This is a genomic window from Novosphingobium sp. 18050, from assembly GCF_902706195.1.
In the GTDB taxonomy this organism is placed as follows: Bacteria; Pseudomonadota; Alphaproteobacteria; order Sphingomonadales; family Sphingomonadaceae; genus Novosphingobium.
This window is the reverse complement of sequence record NZ_CACSJO010000014.1, coordinates 76646-88841: the sequence shown is the minus strand read 5'-3', so window position 1 is coordinate 88841 and position 12196 is coordinate 76646. Positions and strand designations below refer to the sequence as shown.

The following is a 12196-nucleotide window of genomic DNA, read 5'->3' as shown; positions in this document are numbered from 1 at the left end:
CATCCGAGGCCCCGCGATGAAGCCTGCCGAAGCTGAACAGCTCGCTTGGCGGCGGCGCAAGGACTTCCGCCCGCAGGAAATCCTCTCCGCTGCGCGCCAACTGATCGAGGAGGAAGGCGCCAAGGCCACCTCGATGGCCAAGATCGCGAAGCTGGCCGGCGTGTCCGAAGCAACGGTCTACAAGTATTACGACAACAAGCAGGAACTGGTGAACCAGGTGCTGACCGATTGGGCCACGCCCTTCGTCGAGCGGCTGACCGGCGAACTGCAGCACATCGCCGATTTGCGCACGCAGCTGACGCTGATCGCAGTGCGCTTCCTGCGCTCGATGGAGGAAACGCCCAAGCTGCACCGCGTTTTCTACCAGGAACTGCGCTGGGCGGACTATCGCGGCACCACGCTCCACGCGCAGAACCACACCTTTGCCCAGACCGTGGTGGACGCGGTGAAACGCGCCAAAACCGAGGGAAAGGCGCGGGCGGACGTGGACCCGGTGATGATCCGCGACATGCTGTTCGGCGGACTGGAACACATCGCCATGCGCACCAGCTTCATCGGCCGCCCGCTCGACATCGATGCCGAGGCAACGCGCTTCGTCGAGGTACTGCTCGGAGGCATACTGACAGCTCCGATCGCTCCGACGCCGCTCCCCGACGTGGATCGGCTCGCCGGGCTGGTGGACCGGATGGAGACGCTGCTGGGCGCCCGGACGACGGATTAAATCAGGCAAGCTCACCGGCCAGCGCCATGACGGCGCGCGTTGCGGCAACGGCGCGCGCAACGCGCTCGGCAGCGGCCATCCCGGCCTTGGCATCGTCGGCGCGGGGGACTTCGATTTCGATCACGGTACCATCCCGCAGCGCCGTAACCAGTTCGACGAGCGGCAGTTCGCCCTGCCCCGGCAACGCGCGGACGCGCACCGCCTCGCCCCACCACTCCTCTCGCGGGCGGACCAGCGGGCCGTCCGAAAGCTGGGCGTAGCCGACGATATCAGCCTGTGCAGCAAGGTCAGCCACGCTGCCACCGTTGCGAAACAGATGCAGCGCATCGCACACCAGTTGCCCGTTCGCCCGCCCCGCCGCGCGCACGATGGCAGCGGCAGAGGCGATATCAGCCACGCCGGTGAAAGCGTTGAATTCCAGCCCTCCCATAATTCCGTAAGTCGCTGCAAGGTCACAAAAAGCGGCGAAGCGCGCGGTCGCTTCCTCGCTCCCCGAGATCTCATGGATATGCGCAGTGGCCTTCGTGGCCCCCAGCGCCGCGCCGGTCTCCAGCGCCACCGCGAAAGCATCCAAATCCTCGCGCCCGTCGAGCGGGAACACTTCGAGGTTGCACAGGCTCACCCCAGCATCCTCCATGCGCGCGTGCAGGTCCGGCACATCGGCGGCGGTGACGAGCGGGTAGCGGCCGCGCGCCGCCTCGGGCACGTACGTGAACAGGCAGACATGAGCGCACCCCGCCAGCCCTGCCAGTTCGACCAGCTGCGCGGGCGGCGCATCGAGCGCGGTAAGCTGGTGCAGCGACAGGGGAAAACGGCCCGCTCCGCTCATCTGACCTCTCCTTCGGCGCGATCTGCACAGGTCATGCGATTCGCTTGATTGTCGCCGTGAACATATCCATAAAAGACATTCATGGATGTCTTTTTTTATGTTCGTCCATGCGCTAGGAAAGAGGGCTGGAGGCCATCGTGGGAGAGCGCCGCTTGCCTGTGAAACGCACGAGCGCCGACAAGGCCCGGACCGGGCTGCCCGGCGCCGCCGACGAACCGACGATGCAGGCGCTCAAAAGCGCCCAGACCCGCGCACGCCTGATCGATGCAACCATCCGGGTGCTGGTGCGCAGCGGCTATGCCCGTACCACGACGCCGCAGGTCGCCATCGAGGCAGGGCTTTCGCGCGGGGCCATGCTGCACCATTTCGACAACGGCATCTCGCTCATCAAGGCGACCATCACCCACCTCCACGAAAGGCGGCTACGCGCCTTTCGCCGCGCAGCAGAGCGCAGCGCCCTTGACCACAATGCGATGGTCCGCACCTACTGGCGGCAGATCCAGAAACCAGCCTTCATCGCCTTTCACGAACTGGCGGTGGCGGCGCGCACGAACACCGAACTGGCGGCCGTGCTGATGCCCCTGCAGGTGGAATTTCGCGAGCGGTTCAACCAGCTTGCGGTGCAACTCTATCCCGAATGGCAGGCCAGCCCGCAGCGCTTCGCCCTTGCCATGGCCGTTTCCCAGGCGACCATGGAGGGCATGGCGATCAACCTGCTGACCGGGGCGATGGACGCCGCACTGGTGGAGCCGCTCCTCAATTCGCTGGAGGAGCAGATGCATGCGCTGCGACCCTCTTCTGAAGATCAGGCCGCATGAGCCAGACCCCAGCCGATCGCGCGCCGCAGCAGTTCGTGGAACACCGGATAATTCCACGCGCAGCGCTGCGGATGCGGCCAGAACTCGGCTACCGGCTGGAGGTCGTAATGGCCCCGGCAGTGCCCCAGTGTGAGGTACAGGACCCGGCCTTCGCCCACCTTGCGCTCATAGAGCACGGGCACCTCGGCCTCGTCCCAGTCGGCATCGCGGAATTCGTCGCAGCGGCCGGTGAAGCTGGTGTGCAGCAAAATGTCGATCTCGGCCGTGCGGTGAGTGAGGTAGAGTTCGTCCTCGACGCGGAAATCGCGCAGGCCCTCGGTCATCTCATGATCGCCGCGCGTGACGAAAACCTTGAACGGCGCGATCGGCGGGTGGCCCGCAAAACGCGTGCCCAGCATCCGGGTGAAAGCGGGGACTGCATCCGGCGTGTCGACCACGCCGTCGGCGCCGAACCGCAGTGTCGCATTGGTCCCGTGCAGCGCCAGCCAGCGCCCACCGCGCGCCAGAAACGCCTCCAGCGCGGCGACCTGCTCCGCGCCGTCCGGCATCAGGTCGCAGGTGTAGGTTATCAGCAGGTCGGCGGCGGCGAGGTTCGCCAGATCGCCGTAATCGGCCGCAACCGAGGTGCGGATCTGCGGACGCTCGGCCAGCAGCTTGAGCAGTTCGAGACGGGCGAAATCGATGTCGTGGAATTTCCCCGCGGCGATCAGGTGAACCTTCATTTTGGCAAACTCCCCTCGTGCGTGCGTTGCGCGTACACGAGGATAAGTTCGGGAAGAGACTTGGCAATGACCGGAGAATTTCGATGAGCGGACGCGGACAAGGACCGCTGGCGGGCGTGAAAGTCCTGGACCTCACCAGCGTGCTGATGGGGCCTTATGCCACGCAGATCTTCGCGGATCTGGGCGCGGACGTGATCAAGGTGGAAAGCCCGAGCGGCGACACCACCCGCTTCATCCCGCCCGGCCCGGATGCGTCGCGCGGGGCGATGTTCCTCAACGTCAATCGCGGCAAGCGCAGCGTGGTGATGGACCTCAAGCAACCGGAGGCACGCGCCGCCCTGCTGCGCATGGCCGAGAGCGCCGACGTGTTCATCCACTCCATGCGATCGAGCGCGATCGGGCGGCTGGGGCTGGACTATGCGGCGCTGCGGGGCGCGAACCCGAAGATCGTCTACGCCAACCTCTACGGCTTTGCGCGGAGCGGACCCTACCGCGACTATCCCGCCTATGACGACATCGTGCAGGCCGCGTCAGGCATCGTCGACCTGCAGGCCCGCCTTTCCGGCGGCGAGCCGACTTATGCCGCGACCGTGATCGCAGACAAGGTGGCCGGTCTGACCGGCGCCTACTCGGTGATCGCGGCCCTGTTCGCGCGGGAGAAAAGCGGCGCCGGTCAGGAAATCGAGGTACCGATGTTCGAGACGCTGGTGTCCTTCGCCATGGTGGAACATCTGTGCGGATCGCTGTTCGTGCCGCCTGAAGGTCCGCCCGAATACCCCCGCGCCACATCCGAAGCTCGGCGCCCCTATCGCACGGCGGACGGCTACATCGGCGTGATGATCTACAACGACAAGCACTGGCGCGCCTTTTTCGATGCGCTGGGCAATCCCGAATGGTCGCAGGACCCGATGTTCGCCTCGATGCGGTCCCGCACGCAGAACATCACGGCAGTGCTGGCCAAGGTCGCCGAGGTGATCGAGGGGCGCAGTACGGCGGAATGGGTCGACCTGCTGCGGCAGGCGCATATCCCGGCGACGGCGATAAAAAGCCTGACCGACCTGCTGGATGACCCCCACCTCGTCGAGACCGGCTTCTGGCAGGAGCGCGAGACGGATCAGGGCACCCTGCGCTTCCCCGGCATTCCGACGACGTTCTCCGAAACCCCCGGCGCCATCGGCGACCCCGGCCCGGCGCTGGGCGGCGAGAGCGAGGACGTGCTGCGCGAGGCAGGCTTCTCGGACGCGGAAATCGCCGATCTCATGGTACGCGGCGCTGTGCAGGCAGCGGCATGACCAGCCCGGCGAACCATTGGCGCGAAGCGCTGGCGCAGGGCCGGTTCCTGCTACAGCGCGCGGGTGACGGCAGCGCGGTATTTCCGCCGCGCCTTACCGCTCCGGGTAGTGGGACGGACGATCTGGAATGGATCGAGGCGTCCGGGCTGGGAACCGTCTACACCCTCTCATGGGTGCAGCGCAGACCGCCGGCGGAGCCTTACAACGTCGTGCTGATAGACCTCGACGAAGGTGCGCGGCTGATGAGCCGGGTGGAAGGCATGACGCCCGAAACCCTGCGGATCGGCCAGCGCGTGTCCGCCTTCATCGACAGCAGCGGCGAAGAGCCGCTGCTGCTTTTCCGCGCCTTGGAGGACTGACCATGGGCGATATTTTCCCGCGCGGCCGCACTGCGATTGCCGGCCTCGCCACGTTCGGCGTGGGCGAGACACCCGGTTACAGCTCGATGGAGCTGACCGCCAAGGCCGCCTTGCTGGCGGTGGAAGATGCCGGGCTGACGCTGCCCGAAGTCGACGCGCTGTTCATCTGCCAGCCCGACGATTTCTTCGCAGGCCTGTCCTTCGCCGAATATCTGGGCCTGCAGCCGCGTTATACCGACAACAACCGCACCGGCGGCTCTGCCTTCATGAGCCATATGGCCAGCGCCGCGCTGATGCTGGATGCGGGCTATATCGACTGCGCGCTGATCGCCTATGGCTCGAACCAGCGTAGCAACGGGGGCAAGCTGGCGACGAAGATCACCCATAATGCCTGGGACGCGCCTTATGCGCCGCTGTTCCCGCTCACCTCCTACGCGCTGGCGGCGGCACGGCACATGCATGAATTCGGCACGACCCGCGAAGACCTTGCGGCCGTGGCGCTGGCCGCGCGGGCCTGGGCGAGCACCAACCCGGAAGCCTTCGCGAGGGGGCCGCTGACGATGGAGGACTGCCTTTGCGCTCGAATGATCAGCACCCCGATCTCGGTGCGTGACTGCTGCCTCGTCACCGACGGCGCAGCGGCGATCGTGATGACCCGCACCGACCGCGCGCGCGATCTGCCGGCGGCGCCCGTTCCGTTGCTGGGCGCGGCGGCGGCAACGTGGTGGAACTCGGTCGCGCAGTCAAAGGACGTGACCGTCACCGCCGCCAAGGAATCCGGCGCTCGGGCGATGGCGATGGCGGGTGTCGCCCCGTCCGATATCCAGACCGCACAGCTCTACGATGCCTTCACGATCAACACGGTGCTGTTCCTCGAAGACCTCGGCTTTTGCCCCAAAGGAGAAGGCGGGCGGTTCGTGAGCAGCGGCGCCATCGCACCGGGCGGCAGCCTGCCGGTGAACACCAACGGCGGCGGCCTGTCGTGCTGCCATCCCGGCATGTACGGATTGTTCGCCGTGATCGAGGCCGCCCGGCAGATACGCGGAGTGGCCGCAAACCAGTTACCCGGTATCGATCTCGCCCTTGCACATGGCAACGGCGGTACGCTTTCCAGCCAGGCAACGGTGATACTGGGGAGCATGGCGACGATCTGAGATGCAAGGAATTGGGCGCCAAGGGTCTCGCACAGTTCACAATCCTCGCGTAGGGTGCAACCAGTGGCGCAGGCTTTGTTCTCAATTTTCCAGCCTGACGTTGGCGGGCGAACAAATCTTGAGATGAGGTCTGCTATCGATCAATTATCCAAGGACCGCGCGTGATGTCTCCCGACTCCGTCGAAGTCGAGGTCGAACTGAAGCTGGAACTCAGCCCTGAAGGGGCGGACACCCTGGAAGCCTCTGGTCTGTTTCCCGGCACGGCCAAGGCCATCCGGCAGTATGCGATTTACTTCGACACGCCCGATCACGATCTTGCCCGCAGCGGCCTGTCCCTGCGCATCAGGCGGAGCGGCGATCAACGTGTTCAGACGGTGAAGGCCAGCGGCGGCGCAGCGGGCATGTTCATCCGTCCGGAGTGGGAGTGCGACGTCGCGGACGACGAGCCGATCATCGATCATTCCACCCCCATCTCCGCGCTGCTCGGAGACAAGGTTGCGGCCATCGCCCCGCTCTTCGTGGTAGAGAACGAGCGACGTATCTGGGACGACGCCGGCATCGAGGTGGCTCTGGATCGAAGCAGGATCATCGCGGGTGACCGGGAATCGTCGGTTTTCGAAGTCGAACTGGAGCGCAAGAGCGGCGATCCCGCTACTCTCTTCGCCTTGGCACGGAATATCGATGCGGTGACTCCTGTCCACCTTGCCGTGCTGAGCAAGGCGGAGCGCGGCTATCGGCTGCTCGGCCCGATACCATCGCGGTCCAAGGCGGCCCCCATCAAACTGAACGCCACGATGACCGCGGCGACCGCCTTCCAGACGATCGCCTATGCATGCCTGCAGCATTTCCGGCTCAACGTGCCGCTCGTGCTGGATCAGCGGGACGCCAAGGCGCTGCACCAGACGCGGGTGGCCCTGAGGCGGCTGCGATCGGCTCTGGCCATCTTCAGGGACATGCTGACCGACGGCCACACCGCACGCTTCAACAAGGGGCTGCGCTGGTTGGCAGGCGAACTCGGCATGGCCCGCGAGCTTGACGTGCTGATCGAGCAGGCCGGCGATAGTGCGATACAGCCCCATCTGCTGCCCGCCCGGACGCAGGCCTATGACGATGCCATAACCGCTTTGCGATCAAATCGCGCGCGCGCCCTTATGCTCGACATCGTGGAATGGATCGCTCTGGGTGAGTGGCTATCGCTGGAGGGCAATTCTGACCTGCGCCAGATGCAATCGAGGTCCTTTGCCGATGGGGCCCTCCAGCGCTTTCGTCGGAAGGTGAAGAAGGACGGTCGCAACCTGGAGAAGCTGGAGGACGAGGCCAGGCACAAAGTCCGCAAGGCAGCGAAGAAACTGCGCTATGCCACCGAATTCTTCGCCGCCCTCTACGGCGAGAAGCGCGAAAAGCGGCGACTCAAGCGGTTTGTGTCGGCGCTGGAGGCGCTTCAGGATCGTCTGGGTCTGCTTAACGACCGGGCAGGCACGCCAAAACTGCTTGCCAGCCTCGCGCTCGCCGACCAGCCGGGTGCAGCAGATCTCATCGGCAAGGGCCACGACGGTGGCCTTCTGGAAGCGGCGGCGGAGGACTACGATACATTCGTGGATGCAAAGCGCTTTTGGCGCTGAGCACGCGGCAGGTCCGCCCTTCAAGGCCGGGTAAGTGTTTCAAGCCCCGGCACCCGCCCGTTCTACGGCAAGAGCCGTCATCTGCGCGGTGACCGCCGAAAGCGTCCAGCCCAGATGGCCATGACCCGTATTGTAGAAAACGCGCGGATGGCGCCCGGGTCCGACGAAAGGCATCATCGTCGGCGTCATCGGGCGCAGGCCCGCCCACGGCACCACCTGCCGGGTACACATGTCGGGGAAGTGCCGCTCGCTCCATTCCACCAGAGGGCGGATGCGGTCGGCGCGGATATCGCGATTGAAGCCGTTGAATTCAGCGGTGCCGGCGACGCGGAAGCGCTCGCCGCCCAACCGGCTAGTGACGATCTTGGCGTCCTCGTCCAGCAGACTGACCTGCGGGGCGGCAGTGCGGCTGCGCTCGTCGTTCAGCATCACCGTGATCGAATAGCCCTTGACCGGGTAGATGTTCACCCGGTCACCCAGTTTAGCTGCCAGCGCGCGACTGGCCACGCCCGCGCAGACGATCACCATGTCGCTCTCGACCAGCATTTCCCCGCCGAGATCGCCGCCTGAAAGATCCTGCAGGCGGCCGGTATCGGATCCTTCCCCAAGGCCGCCTGCCGCCTGCAGCCGTACCGACACACCGTCGGTCCGAAGTGCTACCCCATCCACCTCGCCCCCCAGCACGAAACGCGCGCCTAACCTTTCGCAGGCCCGCGCAAGCCCGGTGGTGAACTTGTGGATATCGCCCGTCGAATCCGACGGGGTGAAGAAACCGCCGCAGAAATCGCCGGTCAGCGTCGGTTCGATCCGGGCGATATCGGCAGGCCCGACTTCTTCACGTTCGAGGCCGCCTTCGCGCAGCAATACATTGCCCCGGCGGGCCGCATCGAAGGTTTCGGGGCTGCGATAGAAGTGGAGGATGCCGCAGCGCGAAAGATCGAAGTCGATGCCCTCGCGCTCGGCGATATCGAACAGATGGCGGCGCGCGGCGATGGCGAGGCGGGTGGTCTCGACCGTGTTGACGCGGTGGTTGCCGATCCCGGCAACGAACTCGGCCATCCACGCATATTTGTGCAGCGAAGGACGCGGATTGAACAGCAAAGGCGCATCGGCGCGCAGCATCCAGCGCAGGCCCTTGGCGATCGTCGCCATCGAGTTCCACACTTCGGCATTGCTGGCGGAAAGCTGGCCGCCGTTGGCAAAGGACGTTTCCATCGCCGGATAGCGGTGGCGCTCGACCACGGTAACCTCGTGCCCCTGCGCAAGCAGGGCATAGGCGGCGGTGACGCCGGTGATACCGGCGCCGATGACGATGATGCGGGCCATCTGCAAATCCCTTTGGTTGAGGGAGAATGTCGGGAGAAAAGAGACCGGCCGGGGTAGTTTCGGTCTCGTCAGGGTGTTCGCACCCCGGCCGGTCGGCGCCTTTGTTTCGGAGGCTAGCTCCCGGCGCCCGAGGTTTCGCGACCCGAAGCCTCGTAGTCTATGCCAAGCTGCTGCAGGTACGTGTCGTACTTCTTGGCATCGTAGTACTGGGGCTGCATCGAGGGGCGCATCTGCTCCATGGTGCGGGCATTGCGGTCGATCGCGGGCATGTCAGTGGCGGCAATCAGGGGATCGTACTTCTGGTCCTTGAGCTGGACCTCACGCATCCAGGTCCTCGCCTCGGTGATAAGCTGCGGCGTGGTCACCAGATCGAGGATGGTCATCGCCACCGCCTTGGCGCCCACTACGGTGCCCTTGTGGGCGATCGGAGTGGCCATCGCCATCGCGGCGGTGGCGTGGTGGAAGATCACGTTGGGCACGTTCGCCGGGTAGCCGATGGTGACGGTGGGGACCGTCCACATCACATCGCCGATGTCGTCCGAGCCGCCGAAGCTGGCATCTCCGCGCGTGTCGGGCGTGGATAGCGGCGCGACCTTGTCCGGTAGCGGCGCAACCTTGAGGTGGTTTTTCGTCTGCACCGCCTTGGCGAACGCCTGGTCGGCGGCGGACCACTGCGGCACGCCTACCGTCTCGATATTGGCATATAGCGCCTCGGCGAGCGGCTTGTTGCCGTAATTGGGTGCAGCAAAGCCCAGCACCTTGCGGCTTACCGTGGTGCCCGAAGCCAGCGCCGCCGCCTCCGCCACCTGATTGCCGGTATCGTAGAGACCGCGCAGCGAGGAGAAGTCCTTCTCGCGGAAATAGTACCAGCTGCTCGCCTTGTCGGGGACGACGTTGGGCTGGCCGCCGCCGTTTGTGATGACATCGTGCGAGCGCTGGGTCAGCGGCAGGTGTTCGCGGCGGAAGTTCCACATCACGTCCATCAGCTCCACCCCGTCGAGGGCACTGCGGCCCTCCCACGGCATGCCGGCGGAGTGCGCGGTCTTGCCCTTGTACTCGTACTCGACCGATATCATGCCGGTCAGGCCAAGGTCGCCCCAGCCGGTGCCGAAGCCGGTGTTGACGTGGGCGAAGATCGAGGCGTCGACGTCCTTGAACATGCCGGCGCGCACATAATAGGCTTTGGTGGCGAGCAGTTCCTCGGCGACGCCGGGCCACAGCATCAGGCGGCCCTGAATGCCGTGCTTCGTCATCACCTGCTTGGCGGCAAGCGCCGCCGCGACCATCAGCGGCATGCCGGAATTATGCCCCTCGCCGTGCCCCGGCGCGCCTTCGGTAAGCGGCTTCACATCCGCCACGCCGGGCACCTGCGAAACGCCCAGCAAGCCGTCGATATCGCTGCCGAGCGCGATCTTCGGGCCGCCCGTGCCCCATGTCGCCGTGAAGGCAGTGGGCACGCCGGCAACACCGCGCACCACCTTGAAGCCGTTCTTTTCGAGTATCCCGGCCAGATATTCGCTGGTCCTGACTTCCTGAAAACCCGGTTCAGCGAACGAGTATATCTCGTCCACCATGACTTGGATCTGCTTGCGCTGCGCCTCCACGGCGGCGGCGGCTTCCTGCTTGATCGCCGGGTCTGCGGCTGCCTGAGCCATGTTCGGAACCATCGCCGTCGCCGCGAGCGCAGCCGCGATCAGGCTGCGCCTGTTCATCGCCCGCTTCACTGCGCCGCCCCCGTTTCGGCCGGCTTGGTGAGCGTGGGATACTTCACGCCAAGCTGGTCGAGGTAGCTGGGGTACTTCGCCGGGTTGTAGTAATATTTCTCCATCAGCGGCCGGTAGAGCTGCATGTTGCGCTCGTTGAGCCAGATCGCCGGCACGTCCTTTTCGGTCAGCACCGGGGCGTACGTGTCGGTCTTCAGCTGCACATCGGTGAAGTAGGCCTTGGCATCGCTGACGAGTTTGGGCGTCGTCAGGATATCGAGCACGGTCATCGCCACCGCCTTGGCCCCGGCCTCCACGCCCTTGTGCGCGATCGGCGTGGCCATCGCGAAGGCCGAGGTCGAGTTGTGGCCGATCATGTTTGGGATATTCGAGGGAAAGCGGATGGTGATCGTCGGCACCGCCCACATGATGTCGCCGATGTCGTCCGAGCCGCCGCCGGTCGAGGGCTTGCGGTTTTCCGGTGTCGAAAGTTCAGTCACTTCGTCCTTGAGCGGCTCCACCTTGCGATCGTTGAAGGTCTGCGCGGCCTTGGCGAACGCTTGATCGTCGGCGCTCCACTTGGGCATGCCCACCGCCTTGATGTTGGCATAGGCGGCCTCGGCAAGCGGCTTGTTGCCGAAGTTGGGCGCGGCGTAGCCAAGGGTCTGCTGGCTCATCGTCGTGCCGGTGGCGAGCGCTGCGGCCTTGGCGATGTCGTTGCCGGTTTCATAGAGCTTGCGGATGTCGGTGAAGGTGCGTTCGCGGAAGAAATACCAGATGCTGGCCTTGTCGGGCACGACGTTGGGCTGCCCGCCGCCATTGGTGATGATCATGTGCGAACGCTGCGTCAGCGGCAGGTGTTCGCGCCGGAAATTCCATGCCACGTCCATGATCTCCGCCGCGTCGAGCGCACTGCGGCCCTCCCACGGCATGCCGGCCGAGTGCGCGGTCTTGCCGTGGAAGGTATATTCCACCGAGACCATGCCATTGCCGCCCATCTCGCCGTAGCCGGTCGAGAAATCGGAACTGACGTGGGTGAAGATCGAGGCGTCGACATCCTTGAACATGCCCGAGCGCACATAATACGCCTTCGTCGCCAGCAGTTCCTCGGCCACGCCGGGCCAGACCATCAGGCGGCCTTCAAGTCCGTGCTTCGTCATCACCTTCTTCACCGCGATCGCTGCCGCGACCATCAGCGGCATGCCCGAGTTATGGCCTTCGCCGTGCCCCGGCGCGCCCTCGACGATGGGCTTGAGGTAAGGCAGGCCCGGCGTTTGCGAGACACCGAGAACGTCGTCGATATCGCTGCCCAGCGCGATCTTCGGGCCGCCCTTGCCCCAGGTGGCGGTGAACGCGGTGGGAATGCCCGCGACGCCGCGCTCCACGTTGAAGCCGTTCTTTTCGAGAATGCCGGTGAGGTATTCGCTGGTCCTGATCTCCTGGAAGCCGGGTTCGGCGTAGCTGAATATCTGGTCGACCATGACCTGGATCTGCTTGCGCTGCGCTTCGACTTCGGTGGCGACCTCGGCCTTAAGCGCCTGCGGGGCCTCGGCATGGGCCGGGGTGGCCAGCAAGGCGCCGATCGGCGCGGCCGTGGTGAGAGCGGCGGCAAGGGCGGCGCGCTTGAAGGTTTTCATGTTAAGATATCCT

11 protein-coding genes are annotated in these 12196 nt (G+C 65.2%); 6 read left to right on the top strand and 5 right to left on the bottom strand.

The window, feature by feature from the left end:
• The first annotated feature begins 16 nt into the window (after positions 1 to 16).
• Positions 17 to 721 carry a TetR/AcrR family transcriptional regulator gene (locus GVL61_RS14755; RefSeq protein ID WP_159981406.1) on the top strand — a complete coding sequence of 235 codons (705 nt, stop codon included), beginning with the start codon at positions 17 to 19 and terminating at the stop codon, positions 719 to 721.
• 1 nt (position 722) lies between these two features.
• Here GVL61_RS14755 and GVL61_RS14750 read toward each other — a convergent pair whose 3' ends face one another.
• On the bottom strand, positions 723 to 1550 hold the full coding sequence (locus tag GVL61_RS14750) for a sugar phosphate isomerase/epimerase (protein WP_159981404.1): 828 nt from the start codon (positions 1548 to 1550) through the stop codon (positions 723 to 725).
• A 158-nt stretch (positions 1551 to 1708) separates the two neighbouring features.
• Between GVL61_RS14750 and GVL61_RS14745 the strand changes: the two genes are divergently transcribed.
• The gene (locus GVL61_RS14745; protein ID WP_235037715.1) at positions 1709 to 2368 is read left to right on the top strand and encodes a TetR/AcrR family transcriptional regulator; all 660 of its coding nucleotides are present in this window, start codon (positions 1709 to 1711) and stop codon (positions 2366 to 2368) included.
• Here the strand turns inward: GVL61_RS14745 and GVL61_RS14740 are convergent.
• Positions 2356 to 3090, bottom strand: a complete 735-nt coding sequence (locus GVL61_RS14740; protein WP_159981402.1) for a ThuA domain-containing protein — start codon at positions 3088 to 3090, stop codon at positions 2356 to 2358. The genes GVL61_RS14745 and GVL61_RS14740 overlap by 13 nt on opposite strands.
• Before the next feature lie 83 nt (positions 3091 to 3173).
• On the opposite strand from GVL61_RS14740, the gene GVL61_RS14735 reads away from it, so the two are divergent.
• The 4 genes from GVL61_RS14735 to GVL61_RS14720 all read left to right on the top strand — a co-directional run bounded on the left by GVL61_RS14735 (position 3174) and on the right by GVL61_RS14720 (position 7517).
• Positions 3174 to 4382: a CaiB/BaiF CoA-transferase family protein gene (locus GVL61_RS14735; protein WP_159981400.1), complete on the top strand. Its 1209-nt coding sequence runs from the start codon at positions 3174 to 3176 to the stop codon at positions 4380 to 4382.
• Positions 4379 to 4741 carry a Zn-ribbon domain-containing OB-fold protein gene (locus GVL61_RS14730; protein WP_159981398.1) on the top strand — a complete coding sequence of 121 codons (363 nt, stop codon included), beginning with the start codon at positions 4379 to 4381 and terminating at the stop codon, positions 4739 to 4741. Before GVL61_RS14735 ends, GVL61_RS14730 begins: the two co-directional genes overlap by 4 nt.
• Positions 4742 to 4743: 2 nt before the next feature.
• Positions 4744 to 5895 (top strand): acetyl-CoA acetyltransferase, encoded by a 1152-nt coding sequence (locus tag GVL61_RS14725; protein WP_159981396.1) that lies wholly within the window; start codon positions 4744 to 4746, stop codon positions 5893 to 5895.
• A 164-nt stretch (positions 5896 to 6059) separates the two neighbouring features.
• Positions 6060 to 7517, top strand: coding sequence for a CHAD domain-containing protein (locus tag GVL61_RS14720; RefSeq protein WP_159981394.1), 1458 nt, complete (start codon positions 6060 to 6062; stop codon positions 7515 to 7517).
• A 39-nt stretch (positions 7518 to 7556) separates the two neighbouring features.
• Here GVL61_RS14720 and GVL61_RS14715 read toward each other — a convergent pair whose 3' ends face one another.
• From GVL61_RS14715 to GVL61_RS14705, 3 genes are all read right to left on the bottom strand, one after another.
• Entirely contained in the window at positions 7557 to 8843 is a 1287-nt protein-coding gene (locus GVL61_RS14715; protein WP_159981392.1) for a D-amino acid dehydrogenase, read from the bottom strand.
• Positions 8844 to 8956: 113 nt separating this feature from the next.
• Entirely contained in the window at positions 8957 to 10555 is a 1599-nt protein-coding gene (locus GVL61_RS14710; RefSeq protein ID WP_159981390.1) for a peptidase dimerization domain-containing protein, read from the bottom strand.
• 8 nt (positions 10556 to 10563) lie between these two features.
• Positions 10564 to 12183, bottom strand: a complete 1620-nt coding sequence (locus GVL61_RS14705) for an amidohydrolase (RefSeq protein WP_159981388.1) — start codon at positions 12181 to 12183, stop codon at positions 10564 to 10566.
• Positions 12184 to 12196: the final 13 nt, after the last annotated feature.